This window comes from Methylobacterium sp. PvR107 (genome assembly GCF_017833295.1).
Lineage (GTDB): Bacteria > Pseudomonadota > Alphaproteobacteria > Rhizobiales > Beijerinckiaceae > Methylobacterium.
The window spans coordinates 3043868-3065499 of sequence record NZ_JAFIBW010000001.1 but is presented as its reverse complement, the minus strand read 5'-3'; the positions used below and the strand labels follow the sequence as shown (position 1 = coordinate 3065499).

The following is a 21632-nucleotide window of genomic DNA, read 5'->3' as shown; positions in this document are numbered from 1 at the left end:
CGGATACCGCAGCGCGCCGCGTCAGCGCAGCGCGAGCATCTGCACCGCGTGGGCCGCGACGGACTGCACGGCCGGAAGATTGTAGGCGTAGACGCGACCGGCGAGGATCGCCAGCGCCAGCGTCCAGAACACCGCACCGCCGACGCGCCGCGCCGTACGATCGCCAGCCGTGGTGGACGGGCAGACGCGCGCGACGCCGTCGGCGACGGGCTCGCCGAACGGATCGAAGGCCGGCGATTGGATTTCAGAGACGCTGCGCATGATCCCGAATGTCGCGCTCGGCACCCCTCTCCGCAATGGACGCGTCTTTCGTATTTCGCTGCGCGCGGAGATGCTTGTTCTCCGTTCGGTCTCAGCGACAGGCAGGTTCTTCTCAGAGCGCCCGTTCGACCGCCGGGAACGCGATACCGTCTTCCCGGCCGGGGCCGGATCCGGCCGGTCCGGGGCCGGCGGGCGTGTGATAGGCCATGCGCTCGCGGCGCCCCCGCAGGGGCTCGCGGCTGACCTCGCGCCACGCCTCCACCGGCGCCCCGGCGCCCCGGCGGCACGCCGCGCGGCCTCCGAAACCAGGATCGTGGCGAAGCCGACCGTCATCCACGCCACGGTGCGCGAGCGCAGGGATCGCTGCATTCGCGCCCCCACGCGTGCCCGGACGGAGGCGGCGTCCGCCGCGGCCTCGCTCCGGTCCGATGCGGGCACAGTGTCGGGCACCGGCGCTGGGACGGACCTGTCAGGCCCCGCCCGCGCCGTGCAGCCGGACGGGCCGCCCGGTCCGCGCCCCGTCCTCGGCCGCCCGCGCCCGGCAATCCGCGATGGTCGCCCGGGCCGTGTCGATCGCGACGGACGCCGCCGACATGGTCCGGGTGTCCGGCTCCCGCTCGCGGGCGTAGCGCACCACGTCCATGGCCAGCGCGTCGACCTCGGTGTTGAGCGCCTCGATCGCCGCCGGGTCGCGCAGCGCCCGGGCCTGCCCGGCGATCTCCAGCAGCCGGTCCATGATCTCGTCGATCCGCTCGCGGCGCAGGCTGGCGAGGCGCTGCCGGATCCAGGCCAGCACCGAGACGAGGCCGCCCGCCAGCGCGCCGAGGAGGTAGAGCGTGTCGCCGTAGCGCTCGATGAAGCCGTGCTGGTCGCGCTCGTAATAGTCGATCGCCCCCGGATGGATCGGGATGCGGGCGCTGGTGGCCGCCACGGTCGTGTCGTAGGCCGGGGCCTGGACGTACTCGGCGGCGTCCGTCGCCCGCGCGGCGGCGCTGCGCTTCTCGAAGAGCTGCTGGGTCACGTCGGCCGCCACGACGCGGCTCAGGGAAGCCCGGGCCATCAGCCGGTACGAGGCGCCCACCGTCTTCACGTCGTCGGCCGGCAGCTTCGGGCGGCCGCCGAACAGGCCGCCCGGGACGGTGACCGCCTGGAGCCGGGGGAAGCGCTCGATCACCGCCCCGTCATCCTCCACGGCGACGAACGCGACCTTGCCGCCGCGGGCGACGCCCTGCACGGCCGAGACCAGGGCGAGCGCCTTCGGCGCCGAGGGCGCGATGATGCTGACGAAGGCGTCGATCCGCCTCTCGCGGAAGGCGCCGGCCACCGCCTCCTGGTCGACCGGGACCAGCAGGACCGTCGAGTCCCGGACCGGGCCGGCGGCCTCCTCCAGAGCGAGGCCGTAATAGCCGAGGAGATTCCGGAGCAGCCAGAGATCGGCGTCCCGGTGCGCCGCGATGCCGAGCCGCTTGCCGGCGAGCTTCGGGAAGCTGGTGATCCCGGCCTGCTCGGGCGAGGCGATGACCATCGCCTGGTCGCGCAAAATCGCCAGGGTCAGGCCGTTCGTCGGCAGCAGCACGTCGGGCCGGACCACCGCGAGGTCGGCGCGCCCGTCCTGCAGGGCGGCGGCGCTCTCGCGCACGTCGTCGAAGGACAGGATCCTCAGCCGGACATTCTCGTGGGCGGCCTCGAGCGCGTCCGCGTAGGCCTTGATCAGGCCGGGCTCGGTCCCGTCGCGGGGGGCGACCGCGATGGTCAGGACCGTCGCCTGGAGCAGGATCCAGGCCGCGACTCCGCCCGCGCCCAGGAGGGCCGCGCCCGCCAGGAGCAGGATTTCCCGGCGCAGCAGCCAGGCGGGCAGGGTCGCCATCCCCCCGGGTCCTCAGAACAGCGAGATCAGCACGATGCCGCCGACCATCAGGGCGGCGCCGATCAGGCGCGGCGGGCCGGCCTTGACCTGCCTCATGCCGAACCAGCCGAAATGATCGAGCGCCACCGAGGTCAGGAGGTTCGCGGTGATCAGCAGGCCGTTGAACGCCCCGGCCCCGACCTTGTCGACGAAGAGCAGCCCGGCGAAGACCGCCACCGCCCCGGTGATCCCGGCGAGCGGCATCCACCAGCGGACGCCGGCGAGATCCTCCCGGCTCGGCAGCGGCGTCGGCCGCAGCAGGAACACGAGCGCGAACACGAACACGACCGGCACGAACGACACCGTGGCGGCGAGCCAGGGATTCTCAAGGGCCCCGCGGAGCTGCGCGTTCCAGACCACGCCGATCGCCATCAGGGCGCCGGCCACGAGGATGAACGGGTAGAGCAGCTTGCCGGACATCCCGTGCCCCTCGCCGTGCCCCTCGCCGCCCTCGCTCTTGCCCCCCGAGCGCGCGATGAAGATCACGCCCACTGCCATCAGCAGGCCGCCGAGCCACGGCATCGGCTTGAAGCCCGCGGCCTGCAGGCCGAACAGGCCGAGCGCGTCCATCGCCAGCGAGGTGAGGATGTTGGCGGTGAGCGTCAGACCGTTGAACGGCCCGGCGCCGACCTTGTCGATGAAGGCGAGGCCGCCGAACACCGCCACCGCGCCGGCGAGGCCCCCGAGGGGCGCGTACCAGGGCATCTTGCCCAAGGAGTCGAGGCTCGGCAGCGGCGTCGGCATCGTGAAGAACAGCGTTGTAAACACGAAGACGATCGGCAGGAACGACACCGTCGCGGCGAGCCACGGATTGACCATGCGGCCGCGCAGCTGCGCGTTCATGGCGTTGCCGATCGCCTGCAGCGCGCCCGCCATCAGGATGAAGGGATAGAGGAGGGCAGCCGTCACGCGCGCGGACCTTGGGTTCTCGGGAAGGGGTTCAGACGAGGAGCAGGCCGGCGAGCGCCAGCGCGAGGGCCGGCGGCATCACCAGCAGGCCGAGCTTGAGGAAGGTCCAGGCGCCGACATCCTGGCCCTCGCGGCGGATGGCGGTGAGCCAGAGGATCGTGGCGAGCGAGCCCGTCACCGAGAGGTTCGGGCCGAGATCGACACCGATCAGGATCGCGCCCGCGACCTTCTCGGGCACGGCAGCGGCATGGACGGCGGCGCCCGCGATCAGGCCGGCCGGCAGGTTGTTGACGAGGTTGCACAGCACCGCGATCAGGGCGCCCGCGCCCCAGGCCGTCTCCGTCGGGGCGGCGTGGGCGTAGCCCTTGAGGAGGTCCGCCAGCATGGCGAGCACGCCGGTCTTCTCCAAGGCCTCCACCAGGACGAACAGGCCGGCCACCAGCGGCAGCACGCTCCACGACACGTCCTTGGCGACCGCGACGAGGCCGCCGCGCTTGAGCAGCAGCACGACGATCGTGGTGGCGAGCCCGGCCACGAAGGTCGGCAGGCCGAGGTCGAGGCCGAGCGCGGACGCCCCGATCAGCACGCCGCCGGTCGCCACGATGCCCAAGCCCGCCACGAGGCCGGTGCGGGAGAGCGGCTGCGCCTCGACGTCGGTGGCCACGCTCTGGCCGCGCAGGGACTTGGCCTGGGTCAGGCGCAGCACCGCGTAGGTCGTCACGATGGCGAGCAGTGAGGGCAGGGCGAACAGGCCGAGCCAGCGCACCAGCGGCGGCATGTGGTCGGCGAAGACCACGAGGTTGGCCGGGTTCGAGATCGGCAGGACGAAGCTCGCCGCGTTGGCGATGAAGGCGCAGATGAACAGGTAGGGGAGGGGGTTCTCGACCTTGGCGGCCTTGGTGGCCGCGTAGACGGCGGGCGTCAGCACCACCGCGCAGGCGTCGTTCGACAGGAACACCGTGACGACGGTGCCGACCAGGTACACGAGGGTGAACAGCCGGGTGGCCGAGCCCTTGGCGGCGCGCACCGCGATTCCAGCGAGCCAGTCGAACAGGCCCTCCTTCCGGGCGACTTCCGACATCAGCATCATGCCGACGAGGAACAGGTAGACGTCGGTCCCCTTCAGCACGCCGTCCCAGGCGGTGGCGGGGGCGAGCAGCCCGAGGGCGACGAGCGCCCCGGCGCCGAGCACGGCCCAGATCGCCTCCGGCCAGGAGAACGGCCGCATGATGACGCCGAGCGTCGCGAGCGCGGCGATGGCCCAGGTGGCGATGTTGGGGGTCAGCGTCAGCGCGCCCATCGTGTCCGGTCGTCCTCTGTCGGGTTGGTTGGTGCGGGAGAGTGTAGAGCGTCTACCAGTCCCGGCCGTTGCGGTTCGGCCCCAGCTGGTCGCCGCGCAGCCCCTTCTCGGGCCATGCGGACAGGCGGAGCGCATCGCTGCCGGGGCGCTCATGCGGGGGCGGCGGCACGAAGCTCCGGCTCACGGGCTCGATCACCTCGGTATCGGAAGGGCCGGCGCCGTCCGTTACCGTGACGGCGAGGCGGTGCGCGCCCTCCCGCCAGGGGATGCGGGCGTGGACCGTGCGCGGCCCGTCCGGCACCATCGGGTGGGCCGGGCCGCCATCGACGCGCAGATGGCAGCGCCACGCGTCCTGCGGCCGCTCCGACAGCACGAGGGCGCGCACGGTGATCGTGCCGTCGGGGTCGTCGAGGGGGGCGGTGGCGAGGCGCCGGTCGGCCGGGCTCGTGATCATCACGAAGGGCAGCGCCCGGTCGAGGGGCTTGAAGCGCCAGCTCGTGACCGGCCCGTCGATCGCCGCGACCGCGTAGCCCACCGAGCCGTCCTCGTTCTGGCCGACCGAGCGGGCCGCCGCGTAGAGGGTGCGGCCATCCGGGGCGAGCTCGTTGTAGTGGGTGTGGCCCATCTCCACGAGGCGCACGCCGTGGTGGCGGATCAAGCCGCAGAGGGTCTCCCGCTCGTCGGGCACGCAGAGGTCGTCCGGATAGGTGTGGGTGAAGACCGCGCCGGGCAGGCCCTGCCGGTCGGCCTGCGCGAGCTCGTCTGCGAGCCATGCGAGCTGGCGGGGGCCGAGCCGGAAATCGAGGCCGAACCCCTTCTCGCCATAGCCGGCGCTGATCATGTCGAGGAACAGGCAGCGCACGCCCGCGATGGTCTCGGCGTAGTAGGATTGGGTGACGGGTGCCGGATCGCGCGGGCGCGGCAGGTCGTGGCGGCGCGCCGCGTGGCCGCCGCCGCGGCGGCTCCCGGCGATCGCCGCGAACAGGGCGTCGAAATCCGTCATCGTGCCGTGCTGGCGGTCGTGGTCGCCGGCGATCAGGCGCACCGGCAGGTCCGGGTGCGCATCGAGGGCCGTGCGCAGGAGCGCGTACTGCTCCGACCGGCCATCCTCGGCGAGGTCGCCGGGGAGATAGGCGAAGTCGAGCAGGCCCCGGCCGTGCAGGCCCGCCACCTCCGCGAGGATCGCCCGCAGGTCGGCGACGTGGCGGTCATCGGCACCCGCCAGGTGGAGGTCGCCGACATGCGCGAAGGCGAAGACGCCGTGACGGGCCGTCATGGCGCGCCCGCACGTGCACGCCGCCCGCCCGCTCTGCGGTTCCCCTCAGCCATCGCGCCCCCTGGGACAGACGCGTCCGCCCCGGCCGGGGATCGGCCGCGGTCGTCGCGACGGGCCCGACGTTTCGGAGAGGGCCGAGTTCCGGCCTGCGGGGGAGGCCGGCGGGCCGACGGGCCTAACTTTTCGTGATCGGCACCGCGTCGGAGCGTCAGCGGTGGGAAGTGTCGGGAAAGCAGACACTCTCTGTCGTCTCGCGCGACAGATCGCGGGATCTTGGGCTGCGCTTGGACGGATCTTGCCGCGGGCGGCCGGAGACTTCCGGCGGCGCTTCAGTGCACGCGGCGGAACAGGTCCGGAAGGTAGCGCTCCAGGGTCTCGTGGCCCTCGAACTTCACATCCACGGTGGCGGCGTCGCCGCCCTGGCGATGGATGCCCACGACCCGGCCGCGGGCGTGGCGCCAGATCCCCAGGATCTCGGCGAGGTCGAGCCGCTCGAACATGACCTCGTCGCCCTGCACCACGCCCAGGGCAGGTCGCTCCCAAGCGTCGCGGGTCGGCCGCGCGGGCGCCCTGTCGTCTCGGGGAAGCTCTTCCCCGATCTCCAGGGACGAGGAGAAGGTTTCGTTCGCGGAGTGCTCGCGGAAGAGCATGATCTTCACTAAGCCATTGCGATAGCTGAATAATTGCAGGTCCAAAACAATCGGGCAAGGCTTGTTCCGGCGTTTCTGGAGCGCTACCACGTCGCATCCGGCCGCCGCCGCGGCCGCGTCAGTCGCTATCCCGCGTGTCGCGATCCGAGGACGTTCGATGGGCACCTATTTCCCCGCCTTGGCGGGCGGCCTGCTGATCGGCCTGTCGGCCGCGCTGCTGCTCCTGCTGAACGGCCGGATCGCGGGGATCAGCGGGCTCGTGGCCGGCCTTGGCCGCCCGGGCCGGCGCCGCTGGACCGACGCTGCGTTCCTGCTCGGCCTCGTCCTCGGGCCGCCGCTCTTCGCTCTGCTCGCCGGCCACTGGCCGCAGATGCGCATCGCGGCCGGTCTGCCGGTCCTGGCGCTGGCCGGCCTGCTGGTCGGCTTCGGCACGCGGCTGGGGTCCGGCTGCACCTCCGGCCACGGCGTGTGCGGCCTCGCGCGCCTGTCTCCGCGCTCGATCGTGGTGGTGCTGGTGTTCCTCGCCACGGGCATGCTGACGGTCGCGGCCGTCCGGGGGCTGGCGTGAGCGCGGCCCTGCGCATCCTGACGGCCCTGGCGTCCGGGCTGATCTTCGGCCTCGGCCTCGCGCTCTCGGGGATGCTCGACCCGGCGCGCGTGCGCGGTTTCCTCGACGTGGCGGGTGCCTGGGACCCGAGCCTCGTCTTCGTCCTCGGCGGTGCCGTCACGGTCTCGGGGCTCGGCTACCTTTTGAGCCGGCGGCGCGCCCGGCCGGTGCTCGCGTCCCAATTCGACTGGCCGTCCAAGCGCCGGATCGACGCGCCGCTCGTCGCCGGCGCGGCCCTGTTCGGGATCGGCTGGGGACTCTCGGGCTTCTGCCCCGGTCCGGCCGTTGCGGCGCTCTCCACGGGCGCGCGCCCGGTCCTCGTCTTCGTCGCCGCCATGCTCGCCGGGATGGCACTCCACGATCTCGGACGCCGGGTCGTAGCGCGCAGGAATGCGCCGCACGGACGCGCCCCGGCCTGAGCCGGACGCCGGAAGCATTCCGATTTCCGATACAGGCCGACCAGAGATTAAACATTCCGTTCGATCGCTATCTTTGGAATGTCGGCCCCGACGCTCGTGATCTAAACCTCGGCTCTGAAGATCAGCCGGGCGCACCGGCCCCCATAGACTTGAGGAACGATCCCCGCACGCGCCCGCCTGCGGGATCGACGCCGTCCGGTCGAAGCGGGACCCGCGCCCCGTCACGAGCCCAGAGTCACGCCCGATGAAGTTCCTGCCTGTCCTCGCCGCCCTGGGGCTCGCCCTCGGCGCAGCCTCCGCCCGGGCCGAGACCCTGAAGATCGGCACCGTCCCCGGTGCCTACAGCGACGCTGCCAACGTGGCGGCCCGGGAGGCCAAGGCCGAGGGTCTCGACGTTCAGGTCATCGAGTTCAGCGACTGGACGACGCCGAACGTCGCGCTGGACGCCGGCGATGTCGACGTGAACTTCTTCCAGCACCGGCCCTTCATGGAGAACGCCGCGAAGCAGAAGGGCTACCAGTTCGCGATCGTCGGCCTCGGGATCCTGCAGAACATCGGCCTGTACTCCCTGAAGCATAAGAGCTTCGACGCGATTCCGGTGGGCGGGTCGGTGGCGATCGCCAACGATCCGGTGAACCAGGGCCGCGCCCTGCTGCTCCTCCAGAAGGCCGGGCTGATCAAGCTGAAGGACGGGGTCGGCTTCCTCGGCACCCTCGACGACATCACCGAGAACCCGAAGAAGCTCAAATTCACCGAGGTCGAGGGGCCGCAACTCGTGCGGATCACCCGCGACGTCGACCTCGCGCAGGGCTACCCGCATTTCATCGTGGCGTCCGGCAGCTTCGACCCGACCAGCGGCCTGATCTATTCCGGCATCGAGGACAAGCTCTTCGCCGTCAGCTTCGTCACCAAGGCGTCCCGCAAGGACGACCCGGCCGTCGCCAAGTTCGTCAAGCTGTTCCAGAGCTCGGAGGCCGTGAAGCAGCAGATCCGGAAGTCCTTCGCCAACAGCGACAAGCTCTACCTGCTGGCGTGGCAGAACTGATGGCCGGCCTTGTCTTCGACAGCCTGCGCGGCCCGGCCGGCCGGGTCGCGCTCGGGCCGCGGAACCCGAGCGCCGCCCTAGCTCCCGCAAGCGTGACGCCGCCGCCTGGCCGGGCCGCCGGCACGGTGCGGTTCGCGGCGGTCTCCAAGACCTATCCGTCCGCCGCCGGCCCGGTCCGGGCCCTCGACGGCGTCGACCTCGACATCCCCGCCGGGGCGATCTTCGGCATCATCGGCCGCTCGGGGGCGGGCAAGTCGAGCCTCCTGCGCACCGTCAACCGGCTGGAGGCCCCGAGTTCCGGCCGGGTGCTGGTCGACGGCGCGCCGATCGACGCCCTCGATACGGACGGGCTCGTGGCCCTGCGCCGCCGCATCGGCATGATCTTCCAGCACTTCAACCTGCTGGCGGCCAAGACGGTCCGACAGAACGTGGCGCTGCCGCTGAACGTGGCAGGCATCCCCAAGGTCGAGATCGGCCGCCGGGTCGCGGAGGCGCTGCGCCTCGTCGGGCTGGAAGACAAGGCCGACACCCACCCGTCGCGGCTCTCCGGCGGCCAGAAGCAGCGGGTCGGCATCGCCCGGGCGCTGGTAAGCAACCCCGAGATCCTGCTCTGCGACGAGGCGACCTCCGCCCTGGATCCGGAGACGACGCTGGCGATCCTGGACCTGCTGCGCGACATCAACCGGCGGCTGGGGATCACCATCATCCTGATCACCCACGAGATGAGCGTGATCCGGGAGATCTGCAGCGACGTGGTGGTGCTGGAGGCGGGCCGGGTGGTCGAGACCGGGCCGGTCTGGCGCGTCTTCGGGGCGCCCGCGCACCCCACCACCCGCGCGCTGCTCGAACCCCTGACCCGCGGCCTGCCGGCGGACCTCGCGGCCCGGCTGCAGCCGCACCCGGCACCCGGCGGGGCGGCGATCCTGCAGGTCACCTATTCCGGGCAGGGCGCGCCCGATCTCGCCGCCCTGGCGACCGCCGCAGGGGCGCCGGTGCGGCTCCTCCAGGCCGGCATCGAGCGGATCCAGGGTCATGCGGTCGGCCGGATCCTGGTCGCCGTCGCGAGCGAGGATCCGGGCGTGGAGGGACGGCTGCGGGCGCTGGGCGGGGGCGTCGAGCGGCTCGGCTACCTCACGGCGGGCGCGGAGCTGGGGTGAGCGGCCATCGAACCCCGAAGCCCGCGATGCACCGTCATTCCGGGGCGCCGCAGGCGAGCCCGGACCCGACGGCGCACGACCGAGGCGGGCGATCCGCCGCGCACGCGCCACCCAACCCCCAACCTGGAGCCTCGCCATGACCCCGCAGATGATCGACCGCCTCTGGCAGGCCTTCCTGGACACGCTGTTCATGGTCGGGGTCTCGGCCGGGATCGCGGTGCTGGCCGGCATCCCGCTGGCGCTGTTCCTCGTCACCTCAGGCCCCGAGGGCATCTTCCCGGCGCCGCGGGCCAACCGGGTGGTCGGGACCCTGGTCAACGGCTTCCGGGCGGTGCCGTTCATCGTGCTGCTGGTGGCGCTGATCCCGTTCACCCGGCTGGTGGCCGGCACCACGATCGGCGTCTGGGCGGCGATCGTGCCGCTCTCGGTGAGCGCCACCCCGTTCTTCGCCCGGATCGCCGAGGTCTCGCTGCGCGAGGTGGATGCCGGCCTGATCGAGGCGGCGCAATCCCTCGGCTGCCGGCGCCGGCACATCCTCGCCCACGTGCTCCTGCCCGAGGCACTGCCGGGGATCGTGGGCGGCTTCACCATCACGGTGGTGTCGATGATCGGCGCCTCCGCGATGGCCGGCGCGGTGGGCGCGGGCGGGCTCGGCGACGTCGCCATCCGGTACGGCTACCAGCGCTTCGACACCACCGTGATGAGCGTCGTGATCGCGATCCTGATCGCCCTCGTCTGCCTCGTGCAGCGCGTGGGCGACACCGCGGTGCGGCGCCTCCGCGCCCGCTGACGGACCCGGTTCGAGGCGCTCCGGCCATGATTCTGCATCTGGACGATCCCGCCCCCGAAGCCGCGGTGGACCGGCTTCCGCCGCCGCCTTCGCCCCCGCACCGGATCCGCTCCGACGCCGAGGCGCTCGCGGCCGCCCGCGCGGTGGCCCGGGTCTTCGCCGCGGGAGCCGCCGAGCGCGACCGCGACCGGCGCCTGCCCTGGGCGGAGATCGCGGCCTTCACCGAGAGCGGCCTCGGCGGCATCACGGTGCCGCGGGCCCATGGCGGGGCGGAGGTCTCGTACGCGACGCTCGCCGAGGTGTTCGCGATCCTCGCCGAGGCCGACGGCTCGGCGGCGCAGATCCCCCAGAACCAGTTCGGCGTGCTGGCCCTGGTCGCCTTCGCCGCGAGTCCCGACCAGCAGGCGCGGATCTTTCGCGATGTGCTCGCCGGCCACCGGATCGGCAATGCCGGCCCCGCCCGCAATGGCAAGGCGATCACCCATGTGGAGACGCGCCTGACCGCCGGGCCGGAGGGCCCGCGCCTGACCGGCACGCGCTTCTACTCGACGGGCGCGCTCTTCGCCCACTGGATCCCGACCCGCGCGGTCGATCCCGCCGGCCGGCCCCTCGTGGTCTTCGTCCGCCGGGACGCCCCCGGGGTGCGGGTCGTGGACGATTGGCAGGGCTTCGGCCAGCGCACCACGGCGAGCGGCACGGTGGTGTTCGAGGACACGCCCGTCGAGGCGGATCTCACCCTGGACCTCGCGCCCCTGGCCGACCGGCCGGGCCTGTTCGGTCCGGTCTCGCAGTTGATCCAGGCGGCGATCGATGCCGGCCTCGCCCGGGGCGCCCTCGACGCCGCCCTCGCATTCCTGCGCACGCGGACGCGGCCCTATCCGTTCACCGCCGACACCGTCGCGGAGGATCCCCACATCCTCGGCGAGATCGGGCGGCTCACGGTCGACCTGCACGCCGCCGAGGAGGTTCTGGCCCGGGCCGGCCGGACGCTGGACCGGATCGCCGCCGCGCCCGTCACCGCGCAGGGCTCGGCCGAGGCCTCCGTGGCGGTGGCGCAGGCCAAGATCCTCACCACCGAGGCGGCCCTGGAAGCCTCCGAGCGGCTCCTCGAGCTCGCCGGGGCCTCGGCGACCCGCGAGGCCTACAATCTCGGCCGGTTCTGGCGCGACGCACGGGTCCATACCCTGCACGATCCGGTGCGCTGGAAGTATCACTGGATCGGCGCCTACCACCTCGACGGCCGGCATCCGCCCCGGCACGGAGCGCTCTGATGGCCCATGTGAAAAAGCAGATCCTGTTGAACGCCTTCAACATGACCTGCGTGGGCCACATCAACCACGGGCTCTGGACCCACCCGCGCGACCGCTCGTCGGAGTACAACACGCTGTCCTACTGGACCGCGCAGGCGAAGCTCTTGGAGCGCGGCCTGTTCGACGGCCTGTTCATCGCCGACATCATCGGCGTCTACGACATCTACGGCGGCGGCATCGACGTCACCGCCCGGGAGGCCGTGCAGCTCCCGGTCAACGACCCGACCGTGATGATCTCCGCCATGGCGGCGGTGACCGAGCATCTCGGCTTCGGGGTGACGATCAACGTCCATCAGGAGGCGCCCTACACCTTCGCCCGGCGCCTCTCGACCCTCGACCACCTGACGGGCGGCCGGATCGGCTGGAACATCGTCACCGGCTATCTCGACAGCGCCCATCGCGGCCAGAGCGGCGGCACGTTGCCGGCGCATGATCGGCGCTACGACTATGCCGACGAATATCTGGAGGTGCTCTACAGGCTCTGGGAGGGCAGCTGGGACGACGCGGCCGTGCGCCGCGACCGGACGGCCCGGGTGTTCAGCGATCCCGCCCATATCCGCAAGGTCGCCCACCGGGGCGAGTTCTTCGCGGTCGAGGGCTACCACCTGTCGGAGCCGTCGCCCCAGCGGACACCGGTCCTCTACCAGGCCGGCGCCTCGGGCCGGGGCCGGGCCTTCGCGGGGCGCCACGCCGAATGCGTGTTCATCTCGGCCCGCGACCCGGCCGCCGCCCGCGAATCCGTCCGCGCCATCCGGGCCGAGGCGGTCGCCGCCGGCCGGAATCCCGACGACGTGAAGGTGTTCGTCGGCTTGGCGGTGATCCCCGGACGGACCCGGGCTGAGGCCGAGGCGAAGCGGGCTGAATACCTGTCCTACGCGAGCCCGGAGGCGGGGCTGGCGCATTTCTCCGCCTCCACGGGGATCGACTTCGCCCGCTACGGCCTCGACGAGCCGATCCCCTACGCGCCGGGCAACGCCATCCAGTCGGCCACCGCGGCGACGGCCAAGCGCGGCCTGACCAAGCGCGACCTCCTCGCCGAGCTGCAGCTCGGCAGCCGCTACGCGGTGCTCACCGGTGACGCCGTGACGATCGCCGACGCGCTCCAGGCCTGGAGCGAGGCGGGCGAGGTCGACGGCTTCAACCTCAGCCGGATCGTCGTGCCGGAAAGCTTCTCGGATTTCATCGACATCGTCATCCCGGAGCTGCAGGACCGCGGCCTCTACAAGACCGCCTATGCCGAGGGCTCGCTGCGGGCGAAGCTGTTCGGCGCGGGCGACCGGCTGCCCGCGCGCCACGCCGCGGACGCCTTCCGTCCCGGGACGGTTCAGCGGGACTGCGCCTCGCCGCTCTCGGAGCCGAACCACCGGCCGTAGATCTCGTCGTAGCGGCCATCCTCCCGCAGGGCGAGGAGGGCCCGGTTCACGCGCTTGCGGCGCGGGTCGTTGGCCGCGAACAGGATGCCGTAGGCCTGCCGGTTGAAGGCCGGCCCGATCAGGCGCAGCGGCGCGTGGTCGGCCTGCGTCGCGTAGTAGGCGAGCGCCGGGGCATCGTAGACCACTGCGGCGACGGTGCCGGCCTCCAGCGCCGCGCAGGCCTCCTCCAGGCTCGCGAAAGCCACCGGCGTGGCGAAATGGTCCGCCAGATAGGTGACCGACGTGGTGTGGGCGACGGTGCCCACCCGCTTGCCCGGCAGGTCCTGCGGACCGTTGATGGCGCCGCGCAGGCGCTCCACCGTCGCGGTGCTGGTCAGGCCGGCCGTGAACCACGCCACGAGGGCGATGCAGGCGAACAGCCAGAGGACGGTGATCGCCCGCGCCGCGGGACTGCGGGGCATCTCCTCCGCCTGTGCGCCGAGGCTGCTCAGGGCCCACCACAGCGTGTAGGCGAAGCCGCGCCCGGGCGGCGCCTGCGCCACCATGCCCGCCGGATGGCGCCGCTCCAGCCACCAGACCAGGGCGGCCACCGCGAGGATGAGCGCGCCGATCCCCAGGACGACCTGGAGGAAGGCGCCGTCGCCCAGGAGCGCCCAGAGGGCCCGCACCGTGGCCGATCCCATGGAATCCGGTGCCGCCCGGACGGCGATCCGCAGCCCGGTCTCCAGCATGGTCACCGAGAAGTCGAACCGCTGCTCGCGCTCCGCGGTGATCGAGACGGCCGCGATGGCCGCGTCCGCCCCGCCCGCCGACAGGGCGTCGAACAGCGCGGGCAGGTTGTCGACGCGCCGGTACTCCGTCCGGACCCCCAGATCCTTGGCGATCGCGTTCCAGAGGTCGATGCTGAACCCGCGCAGCCGGCCGCCCTCGTCCATGACCAGCGGCGGGACCGGATGGGTCGCCACCCGCCACGCCTCGGGGCTTTCGGTGCGCAGGGCGAGGGGCGCCTTCTGAGGCGTCTCCCCCCGGGGCTCGGCCCGGCAGGGGCGCGCCTCGAGCGGCATGGCCGCGGCGGTCAGGCACAGGGCCAGCCGCAGGGCCAGCAGGCATGCGGGAATCGACCGGTGAGCGGTCCGCACGTCAGAGGCTCTCGATCCAGGTGCGCAGGACGGCCGCTGACGCCCGGTCCGGCTCTGCGTCCGCGCGGTGCGGGGCGTCGCTCGGGATGAAGCCGAACCGGCGCTTGAACGCGCGGCGGAATGTCCGCTCGTCCGAGAACCCGACGGCGTAGGCGACCCGCGCGATGCGCAGGGGGCGCGGCGCGTCGTCCCGGACGAGCATGCGCATCGCGGCCATCAGGCGGCGGTCGCGGATATAGGCGACGATGCCGTTCGGCGCGAACAGGCGGTACAGCGTCGAGCGCGACAGGCCGAGGCGTCCGGCGATCAGCGCGGGCGTCAGCTTCGGGTTGCCGAGCTCGGCCTCGATGAGGCGGCGGATCCGGATCCGGACGTCCTGATGCGCGGAGGGGCGCCCCTCTTCCTGCCCGCGCAGCCAGGTGGCGCAGAGCTGGGTGATCGCCGCCGCGGCCGACAGGGCCTCGCGCCGGTCTAGCAGGTCGCCGCACGCGACGACGTTGACGACGAAGCTGTGGACCAGCCGCCCGAACGGGTCGCCGTCGTGGTCGAGGGGGCGTCCATGCAGGGCGTCCGGGTGGCAACCCTGCTGCTCCAGGAGGGCGCGCGGGATCACGACGTTGGTGGCATCGACGGCGTCGGCGACGATGCGCACGGGCTGGGCGAGGTCGAAGACGATGCACTGCACCTCGGTGACCGGTCCGGTGCGCTGTTCGGTCTCCACGACACTCCGCCCCCGGCGGTAGAACTGAAGAAGGATGTGGTCGATGCCCTGCTGGTGGATCATCTCCTCCGAGCGGACGAGGGTATGGGCCGGCGCGATCACGTCGCCGACGAGGAGGTCGCCGAGGTTGTAGCTGCGCATCGCGATCGGCGCGGCGAGATCGGTCTCGGGCCGGAAGCTGACCGCGAAGACCGGCGCGAGATGGTCCTGCCAGGCCCGGCCGAGCGCCTCCGGATCCTCGGGCGGCTCGAACCGCAGGCAGGCGACCGCGCCGCCGACGGCTTCGTCGCCGGACGAGGCGGCGTCGGCAGGGCGGCTTGTCGCGTCGGACGGCATACGGTCAGCCTGAATGCGTGTTCTGATCGCGACCGCTGACGAGGCGTGGGAAGCGAGATCGCGCCGCGGCGCGATTCGATCGGTCCGGATGTTAGCCCCGGCCGGCCGGAGGGTCATCCGCTCCCACGGCGCGCGCAGCGGCTGTACACGGTCCTTTGCCGTATCGGTGCGCGATCCGGCGCCGGCGAGTCCGGACGGACAGCCGGCGTGGAGGCTCCTTCCGTCCCGGGGCGGCCTCAGGTGTGTCAGGCGGAGAGCGAGGCCGCGCCGACCGCGTAGCGGCTTGCCGGCCGGTCCAGGCCGAGATGGTCGCGCAGGGTCGCGCCCGCGTAGTCGCGCCGGAACAGGCCGCGGCGCTGGAGGATCGGCACCACCGCGTCCACGAAGGTCTCCAGCCCATCCGGCAGCACGTCCGGCATCAGGTTGAAGCCGTCCGCCGCGCCGGCCCGGAACCAGGCCTCGATGTCGTCGGCGATCGCCTCGGGCGTGCCCGCGACGATGCGGTGGCCGACGCCGCCGCCCAGCGCCCGCAGGAGCTGGCGTACCGTCAGCCCGTCCCGCCGGGCGAGCGCCACGGTGCCCAGGAACATCGTGTGGTTGGCGTCGGGCGGGAGCGGCAGCGGGTCCGGCAGCGGCTTGTCGAGATCGAGCCGCGCCGGATCGATCCGCAGCGTCCCGGCGAGCCGGGCGAGGCTGTACGCCTCCGGCACCAGATCCCAGAGTTCATCCTGCCGGCGGCGCGCCTCGGCCTCCGTGGCGCCGATCACCGTGGCGAGGCCGGGCAGGATGACCAGCGCGTCCGGCCCGCGTCCGTAGCGCGCCGCCCGGGCGCGCAGGTCCCGGGCATAGGCCGCTCCGTCCTCGAGGGTCTGGGCCAGCGAGAACACCGCGTCGGCGGTGGCGGCGGCGAGCTCGCGCCCGTCCTCCGAACCGCCGGCCTGGAAGGTCACCGGGCGCCCCTGCGGGCTGCGCGGCACGGTCAGCGGTCCCTCGACGGCGTAATGTGCGCCGCGGTGGCGGATGGCGTGGACCTTGGTCGTGTCGACGAACCGGCCGCCCGCCTTGTCGCCGAGGAAGGCGTCGTCCTCCCAGCTGTCCCACAGGGCGTGGACCAGTTCGGTGAATTCCCGGGCCCGGGCGTAGCGCGCCCCGTGCTCGGACGCGCCCGCGAAGCCGAAATTGCGGCCCGCGGCGGCGTCCGCGGTGGTCACCACGTTCCAGCCGGCCCGGCCGCGGCTGACCATGTCCAGGCTCGCGAAGCGGCGGGCGAGATTGTACGGCTCGTTGTAGGTCGTCGAGGCGGTGGCGACGAGGCCGACATGGCTGGTCGCCGCCGCGACGCTCGCCAGCACCACCGTGGGTTCGAGGGCGTTGAACGGCCGGCAGTCGATCCGGTCGTTGATCGCCGGCGTGTCGGCCAGGAAGATCGCGTCGAGCTTGCCCCGCTCGGCGATGCGGCCGACGCGTACGAAATGGTCGATGTCGATGAAGGCGTCCGGACGGCTGTCCGGCAGCCGCCACGCGGACGGGTAGACGCCCGAATGCAGCAGGTTGACGTTGAGATGCAGCGTGCGTCCGCTCATCGAACTCTCCGGGTCAGCGGACGCGCGGCAGCACCTGCTCGGCGAAGCGGCGCATCTCCGCCTCGAACGGCTGGAACTGCAGCATGAACAGGTCGATGCCGGCCGCGTGGAACGCCCGGATCCGCTCCGCCACGGTCGCGTAGCTGCCCACCAGCCCGGCCGCGGTGCCGCCATTGGTGCCGACATGCCGGCTGGCGGCCGCGTCGGTCTTGGCGAACATCACGCTGGCCTGGTCGGTGCGGGCGCGGGTATCGGCGCGCAAATCCGCGTCGCGCCGCGCCAGGGCGAGGAGCCGCGCGTGCTCCGCCTCCGCCTCCGCGTCGGTCGCCCGGGCGATCACGAAGGCCGAGAGGCCGTAGCGCATCGGGCCGTTGGAAGCCGGACGGCGGGCGACGTCGGCGATCAGGGCCGCGACGTCCGCCAGCGGCTGGCCGTTGATGAACCAGACATCCGCATGGTCGGCGGCCAGCGCCCGGGCGGGCTCCGACTCGCCGCCGAGATAGATGGTCGGCCGCTTCCGGAAGGTGCCGGCGGGGCGGAGCTGGTAGTCCGCGACCCGGAAATGCGCGCCCGTGAACGTGACGCGCTCGCCGCGCATCAGCTGATCCACGAGGCCGATCCACTCGCGCCCGTAGGCGTAGCGGTCGTCATGGGCGGGGAAGGGCAGGCCGGCCCGCTCGAACTCGGCCTTGTTCCAGGCATTCACGAGGTTCAGCGCGAAGCGGCCGCCGCTGATGTGCTCGATCTGGAGCGCCATCTTGGCGAGCACCACCGGGTGATAGAGCCCCGGCTTGATCGCCGCGATGATCTCGATGCGGCGGGTGAGCGCCGCGAGCGCCGACGCCCCCGTCCAGGCCTCGAGCTGGTCGCGCGTCGGGTCGTAGGGGTTCATCGTATGCTGGGCGACCAGCACGGAATCGAAGCCCAGGGCCTCCGCCTCCAGGACCAGGGCGCGGTTGCGGCCCCAGCTGGCATCGTCCGGCTCGTCGGGATCGTGGTGGGAAGCCCGGGAGCCGTGGACGGCGGCCCAGATGCCGAAGCGGGGCGCGTGTTGCGGTCCGGCCATGGCCTCAGCCCCGCCCCGCCGGCGCCTGCCAGATCGGCACGTCGGTGGCGTCGATCCGGCGCGGGATGAGCTTGGCCTCGTGGAACACGTCGGCGATGGCCTGCTGCTCGCCGAGCTGGGCGCGGTCCACCGGCTCGACCGCGTAGGTGCGGCGGCTGTTGGCGGCGGCCACGACCGGCGGCGGCAGGTCGCCCCAGATCGGGGCCAGCAGCGCCACGGCCTCCTCCGGGTTCGCGCGCATCCAGGCGCCGGCCTCGACCAGCGCCCGGTAGACGACGGCGACGACCTCCGGCTGCGCGGCGACGAAGCTGTCGTTGACGAGGTAGTAGCGGTGGTAGCTCGTCAGGCCGGTGGCGTCGGCCACGACCCGAACCGGGCGCTTGGCCTGCGCGAAGGCCAGGAACGGGTCCCAGATCGACCATGCGTCGAGGCTGCCCTGCTCGAAGGCGGCCGCGCCCTCCGGCGCCTGGAGGTAGGCCGGCTTGATGTCGGAAAAGCTCAGGCCCGCGCGCTTGAGCGCGGCCGCCAGCACGTAGTGGCTGCCCGAGCCCCGGGAGACGCCGACCGTGCGGCCCTTCAGGTCCGCGATCGTGCGGATCGGCGAGTCCGCCGGCACGATGATCGCCTCGGCGGCCGGCGCGCCGCGCTCGCGGGCGTAGAAGGTCAGCGGCGCCTTGGCCGATTGCGTGAAGATCGGCACCGCGTCGGCAACGTCGGCGTGGATGTCGACGGCGCCGGCCGTCATCGGCTCGATCACGCTGGTGAACAGGTGCCAGCTCGGCGTGAAGCCCAGCGGCGCCAGGCGCTCGGCCAGCGTGCCCTTCACCTTCAGCACGGTGAACAGCACCGACGAGCGCTGCATGCTGATCTTCACCTCGCGGAGGCCGGCCAGCACCGCCGGCGCGCCGAGTGCCAGGGTGGCGGCCGCGCCGAGGCCGGCCTGCAGCAGGGACCGGCGGGACGGGGCGATCCGGCTCAACGTGTCGTCGGTCATCACGGTCTCGTGGATCTCGCAGGTGTGCTCGGACGGGATGCCGGAGCTGCCGCGGATGGCACGATCCTGTGAAGATCCGCGTCGCATCCCGTCCCGCTTCTATTGAAGACCGTCACGAACGACCGGATCAATGGACCAATGTTTCGATTTCTATGGCAAGTGTAAAACTACATCCTTCGTAAATGCGTATCGGCAGCAATGTCCTTTTCCGAGTTCGGCCGCGAAAGGCACTCGTCGGATCGATGGGCCGATCGGGATATCGGGTCGCCGCGCGTGTCATCCGCAGCAGGGGACGGTTCGCGGTAAGAAAAGCTTTTTCTTCCAGGGTCGGCTTGCAAATCGAAGATGTTCAGAGGCCGGTCTTGGCGAGGTGATGCTTCCAAAAGCCTGGCCTACTCCCGATTCAGCTTGAGGTCACGGCACAACTCCCCGATTCCAGGGTCAGGCGCCGGGGCGCTGGTCAGGATCGGGAACGGGAAGCCATGTCGCAGACGGAAGCGGGCTGGGGCGCGGGTCCGAGTGCGCGCTACGAGACGCTGGCGGACCGGTTCCGTCCGGTCTTCGCCGAGATCCGCGCCGATGCGGCCGAGCGGGACCGCGCCCGCATCCTGCCCCGTGCCGAGATCGGCTGGCTGCGGGAGGCGACCTTCACCACCCTGCGCCTCGCCCCGGAGCAGGGCGGCCACGGCGCCAGCCTGCCCGAGCTGTTCGCGCTCCTGATCGAGCTGTCCCAGGCCGATTCCAACGTCACCAACGCGCTGCGCGCGCATTTCGGCTTCACGGAGGACGCCTTGTGCGCCGCCTCCGACGCCTGGCGCACCGCCTGGATCGCCCGGATCGGGGCCGGCGCGACGATCGGCAGCGGCGTCTCGGAAACCGGGCCGGCCAAGGTCGGCGCCTTCGACACGGTGGTGCGGCGCCGGGACGGCGGGTTCGTGGTGGACGGCCGGAAGTTCTACACCACCGGCTCGCTGTTCGCGGATTACATCCACCTCTCGGCCGAGGACGAGACGGGCGAAGCCGTGACCGCGGCCGTGCCGGTCCGGGCACCCGGCGTCACAATCGTCGATGACTGGGACGGGTTCGGGCAGGCGCTGACCGCCAGCGGCACCGTGACCTTCGACGGCGTGGCGCTCGATCCGGACCTGATCAAGCCCGATCCGGCCCGCTTCCCCTACGCGATGGCGTTCTTCCAGCTGGTGCATCTCGCGACGCTCGCCGGCATCGGCCGGGCGGCCGCCGAGGACGTGGCGCGGCTCGTGGCCGAGCGCACCCGGATCTACAGCCACGGCAATGCCGGGCGTACCGCGGAGGATCCGCAGATCCAGGCGGTTGTCGGCCGCGTCCGGGCCAATGCCTACGCGGCCGGCGCCGTGGTGCTCAAGAGCGCCGAATCCCTCGAGCGCGCCTACGCGGCGCATCGGGCCGGCGACGGGCCGGCCGCGGAGCGGGCGACGACACTCGCCGATGTCGAGGTCAACCAGGCCGTGAGCGTGGTCACGGACCTCGTGCTGCAGGCGACGACGTCGCTGTTCGACGCGCTGGGCGCCTCGGCCGTGAAGTCGGGGCTCGGCCTCGACCGGTACTGGCGCAATGCCCGCACCATCGCGTCCCACAATCCCCGGATCTACCGCGACCGAATCGTCGGGGCCTTCGCGGTCACGGGCGCGCCGCCGCCGCGGCAGTACCGCGTCGGCACGGCGTGAGGCTCGCCGTCAGCGGAAGCTGTCCCGGGGATCGGACGCGTTCCGGGCCGCGGCCGCGTCATCATCCCTCCGATCCGAGCCGAGGAGCGGCGCGCTGTCATTGAGACACGGGATACGAGCGATCGAGACCGGTGGAGCAGACTTTCGAGGCAGATCACGCGCCCTTGATCGCGCGGTGACAATCTCTGTAAGCACAACCGTCAGGGGTGCGCCCGCATAGAATTGCAAGGGCTCGTTGATGGCGGTGGCAGGCAACACCCGGGTCGGGACGGAGGCGGACGCGAAGGCTTCCCCGCTCGTGGTCATCGTCGAGGATGATGACGGTGTCCGCGAGGGATTGCAGGATCTGCTCCGGTCGGTGGACCTCGACACGATCGCCTTCGGATCGACGCGCGGTCTGCTCGCCGCGACCCTGCCGGATCGTCCCGGCTGCCTGGTCCTGGACGTCCGGCTGCCCGGCTCGAGCGGCCTCGAACTCCAGTCGAAGCTGGTTGCGATGGGCAACCGCATGCCGATCATCTTCATGACCGGCCACGGCGACGTTCCCATGAGCGTCCAGGCCATGAAGGCAGGCGCCCTCGACTTCCTGACGAAGCCGTTCCGCGATCAGGACATGCTGGATGCGATCGCGGTCGCGATCGAACGGGACCGGGCACGGCGCGCCGAGAGCGCCGGTGTGGCCGAGATCGAGGCGCTCGCCGCGAGCCTGACGGCGCGGGAGGCCGAGGTGATGCGGCACGTCGTCGAGGGTCTGTTAAACAAGCAGATCGCATACGCGCTCGGCATCAGCGAGATCACGGTCAAGATCCACCGCGGCAACGTCATGCGGAAGATGGCGGCCGGGTCCGTCGCCGACCTCGTGCGCAAGACCGAGATGTTGAAGACGGGGGCGGGGCACTGTCGGCCCGACCCGGCGACCGGATGCGCGCGATGATCTTCAGTGAAACGCGTGCGCCGGCTGTCCCGACCGAGATGAACGACGGCCGGCCGGATCAAACCAACGTATGATATCAGTCTCCCCGAGATCGGCGCATTGCGTTCAGATCGTCCGCCGGCGAGACGCCTCGAAAGGACCCTGTGTGTC

General features: G+C 72.1%; 20 protein-coding genes. 9 read left to right on the top strand and 11 right to left on the bottom strand.

What is annotated here, in order from left to right:
• Window positions 1–21 precede the first annotated feature (21 nt).
• The 6 genes from JOE48_RS14500 to JOE48_RS14475 all read right to left on the bottom strand — a co-directional run bounded on the left by JOE48_RS14500 (window position 22) and on the right by JOE48_RS14475 (window position 6302).
• The gene (locus JOE48_RS14500; RefSeq protein ID WP_312893214.1) at window positions 22–285 is read right to left on the bottom strand and encodes a hypothetical protein; all 264 of its coding nucleotides are present in this window, start codon (window positions 283–285) and stop codon (window positions 22–24) included.
• Window positions 286–730: 445 nt separating this feature from the next.
• Window positions 731–2128, bottom strand: coding sequence for a TAXI family TRAP transporter solute-binding subunit (locus JOE48_RS14495; RefSeq protein ID WP_210030806.1), 1398 nt, complete (start codon window positions 2126–2128; stop codon window positions 731–733).
• A gap of 12 nt (window positions 2129–2140) precedes the next feature.
• A complete protein-coding gene (locus tag JOE48_RS14490; protein ID WP_210030804.1) occupies window positions 2141–3076 on the bottom strand; it encodes a DMT family transporter in 936 nt (311 codons plus the stop codon).
• A 31-nt stretch (window positions 3077–3107) separates the two neighbouring features.
• Window positions 3108–4376: an arsenic transporter gene (locus tag JOE48_RS14485; RefSeq protein WP_210030802.1), complete on the bottom strand. Its 1269-nt coding sequence runs from the start codon at window positions 4374–4376 to the stop codon at window positions 3108–3110.
• A gap of 52 nt (window positions 4377–4428) precedes the next feature.
• Entirely contained in the window at window positions 4429–5652 is a 1224-nt protein-coding gene (locus JOE48_RS14480; RefSeq protein WP_210030801.1) for a metallophosphoesterase family protein, read from the bottom strand.
• Between the two features lie 329 nt (window positions 5653–5981).
• Window positions 5982–6302 (bottom strand): hypothetical protein, encoded by a 321-nt coding sequence (locus JOE48_RS14475; protein WP_210036137.1) that lies wholly within the window; start codon window positions 6300–6302, stop codon window positions 5982–5984.
• Window positions 6303–6363: 61 nt separating this feature from the next.
• Between JOE48_RS14475 and JOE48_RS14470 the strand changes: the two genes are divergently transcribed.
• The 7 genes from JOE48_RS14470 to JOE48_RS14440 all read left to right on the top strand — a co-directional run bounded on the left by JOE48_RS14470 (window position 6364) and on the right by JOE48_RS14440 (window position 13003).
• A complete protein-coding gene (locus tag JOE48_RS14470; protein WP_210030798.1) occupies window positions 6364–6870 on the top strand; it encodes a YeeE/YedE family protein in 507 nt (168 codons plus the stop codon).
• Window positions 6867–7328: a YeeE/YedE family protein gene (locus JOE48_RS14465; RefSeq protein WP_210030795.1), complete on the top strand. Its 462-nt coding sequence runs from the start codon at window positions 6867–6869 to the stop codon at window positions 7326–7328. The genes JOE48_RS14470 and JOE48_RS14465 overlap by 4 nt, the downstream gene beginning before the upstream one ends.
• Window positions 7329–7572: 244 nt before the next feature.
• On the top strand, window positions 7573–8373 hold the full coding sequence (locus JOE48_RS14460) for a MetQ/NlpA family ABC transporter substrate-binding protein (protein ID WP_210030792.1): 801 nt from the start codon (window positions 7573–7575) through the stop codon (window positions 8371–8373).
• Window positions 8373–9530 (top strand): methionine ABC transporter ATP-binding protein, encoded by a 1158-nt coding sequence (locus JOE48_RS14455; RefSeq protein WP_210030791.1) that lies wholly within the window; start codon window positions 8373–8375, stop codon window positions 9528–9530. Before JOE48_RS14460 ends, JOE48_RS14455 begins: the two co-directional genes overlap by 1 nt.
• A 136-nt stretch (window positions 9531–9666) precedes the next feature.
• Window positions 9667–10320 (top strand): methionine ABC transporter permease, encoded by a 654-nt coding sequence (locus tag JOE48_RS14450; RefSeq protein WP_210030787.1) that lies wholly within the window; start codon window positions 9667–9669, stop codon window positions 10318–10320.
• 26 nt (window positions 10321–10346) lie between these two features.
• Entirely contained in the window at window positions 10347–11591 is a 1245-nt protein-coding gene (locus tag JOE48_RS14445; RefSeq protein ID WP_210030786.1) for an SfnB family sulfur acquisition oxidoreductase, read from the top strand.
• The gene (locus tag JOE48_RS14440) at window positions 11591–13003 is read left to right on the top strand and encodes an LLM class flavin-dependent oxidoreductase (protein ID WP_210030776.1); all 1413 of its coding nucleotides are present in this window, start codon (window positions 11591–11593) and stop codon (window positions 13001–13003) included. The genes JOE48_RS14445 and JOE48_RS14440 overlap by 1 nt, the downstream gene beginning before the upstream one ends.
• On the opposite strand, the gene JOE48_RS14435 is transcribed toward JOE48_RS14440, so the two are convergent.
• The 5 genes from JOE48_RS14435 to JOE48_RS14415 all read right to left on the bottom strand — a co-directional run bounded on the left by JOE48_RS14435 (window position 12955) and on the right by JOE48_RS14415 (window position 18842).
• Window positions 12955–14142 (bottom strand): transporter substrate-binding domain-containing protein, encoded by a 1188-nt coding sequence (locus JOE48_RS14435; RefSeq protein WP_312893213.1) that lies wholly within the window; start codon window positions 14140–14142, stop codon window positions 12955–12957. The two genes, JOE48_RS14440 and JOE48_RS14435, sit on opposite strands and share 49 nt — an antisense overlap.
• Before the next feature lies 1 nt (window position 14143).
• Window positions 14144–15199 (bottom strand): helix-turn-helix domain-containing protein, encoded by a 1056-nt coding sequence (locus JOE48_RS14430; RefSeq protein WP_210030775.1) that lies wholly within the window; start codon window positions 15197–15199, stop codon window positions 14144–14146.
• A gap of 245 nt (window positions 15200–15444) precedes the next feature.
• Window positions 15445–16782: an LLM class flavin-dependent oxidoreductase gene (locus tag JOE48_RS14425; protein ID WP_210030774.1), complete on the bottom strand. Its 1338-nt coding sequence runs from the start codon at window positions 16780–16782 to the stop codon at window positions 15445–15447.
• 13 nt (window positions 16783–16795) lie between these two features.
• Complete coding sequence (locus JOE48_RS14420; RefSeq protein ID WP_210030773.1) at window positions 16796–17848, bottom strand: LLM class flavin-dependent oxidoreductase; 1053 nt, start codon at window positions 17846–17848, stop codon at window positions 16796–16798.
• Between the two features lie 4 nt (window positions 17849–17852).
• Complete coding sequence (locus tag JOE48_RS14415) at window positions 17853–18842, bottom strand: aliphatic sulfonate ABC transporter substrate-binding protein (protein ID WP_210035780.1); 990 nt, start codon at window positions 18840–18842, stop codon at window positions 17853–17855.
• Window positions 18843–19324: 482 nt separating this feature from the next.
• Between JOE48_RS14415 and JOE48_RS14410 the strand changes: the two genes are divergently transcribed.
• Window positions 19325–20548 (top strand): acyl-CoA dehydrogenase family protein, encoded by a 1224-nt coding sequence (locus JOE48_RS14410; protein WP_210030771.1) that lies wholly within the window; start codon window positions 19325–19327, stop codon window positions 20546–20548.
• Between the two features lie 238 nt (window positions 20549–20786).
• The gene (locus JOE48_RS14405) at window positions 20787–21482 is read left to right on the top strand and encodes a response regulator transcription factor (protein ID WP_210030768.1); all 696 of its coding nucleotides are present in this window, start codon (window positions 20787–20789) and stop codon (window positions 21480–21482) included.
• Window positions 21483–21632: the final 150 nt, after the last annotated feature.

Bases quoted from the DNA above. Each gene is read 5' to 3' on its own strand.
- JOE48_RS14495 (WP_210030806.1), bottom strand. From the start codon at position 2,128: ATGGCGACCCTGCCCGCCTGGCTGCTGCGCCGGGAAATCCTGCTCCTG.
- JOE48_RS14485 (WP_210030802.1), bottom strand. From the start codon at position 4,376: ATGGGCGCGCTGACGCTGACCCCCAACATCGCCACCTGGGCCATCGCC.
- JOE48_RS14480 (WP_210030801.1), bottom strand. From the start codon at position 5,652: ATGACGGCCCGTCACGGCGTCTTCGCCTTCGCGCATGTCGGCGACCTC.
- JOE48_RS14475 (WP_210036137.1), bottom strand. From the start codon at position 6,302: ATGCTCTTCCGCGAGCACTCCGCGAACGAAACCTTCTCCTCGTCCCTG.
- JOE48_RS14460 (WP_210030792.1), top strand. From the start codon at position 7,573: ATGAAGTTCCTGCCTGTCCTCGCCGCCCTGGGGCTCGCCCTCGGCGCA.
- JOE48_RS14455 (WP_210030791.1), top strand. From the start codon at position 8,373: ATGGCCGGCCTTGTCTTCGACAGCCTGCGCGGCCCGGCCGGCCGGGTC.
- JOE48_RS14450 (WP_210030787.1), top strand. From the start codon at position 9,667: ATGACCCCGCAGATGATCGACCGCCTCTGGCAGGCCTTCCTGGACACG.
- JOE48_RS14445 (WP_210030786.1), top strand. From the start codon at position 10,347: ATGATTCTGCATCTGGACGATCCCGCCCCCGAAGCCGCGGTGGACCGG.
- JOE48_RS14440 (WP_210030776.1), top strand. From the start codon at position 11,591: ATGGCCCATGTGAAAAAGCAGATCCTGTTGAACGCCTTCAACATGACC.
- JOE48_RS14430 (WP_210030775.1), bottom strand. From the start codon at position 15,199: ATGCCGTCCGACGCGACAAGCCGCCCTGCCGACGCCGCCTCGTCCGGC.
- JOE48_RS14425 (WP_210030774.1), bottom strand. From the start codon at position 16,782: ATGAGCGGACGCACGCTGCATCTCAACGTCAACCTGCTGCATTCGGGC.
- JOE48_RS14420 (WP_210030773.1), bottom strand. From the start codon at position 17,848: ATGGCCGGACCGCAACACGCGCCCCGCTTCGGCATCTGGGCCGCCGTC.
- JOE48_RS14415 (WP_210035780.1), bottom strand. From the start codon at position 18,842: ATGACCGACGACACGTTGAGCCGGATCGCCCCGTCCCGCCGGTCCCTG.
- JOE48_RS14410 (WP_210030771.1), top strand. From the start codon at position 19,325: ATGTCGCAGACGGAAGCGGGCTGGGGCGCGGGTCCGAGTGCGCGCTAC.
- JOE48_RS14405 (WP_210030768.1), top strand. From the start codon at position 20,787: ATGGCGGTGGCAGGCAACACCCGGGTCGGGACGGAGGCGGACGCGAAG.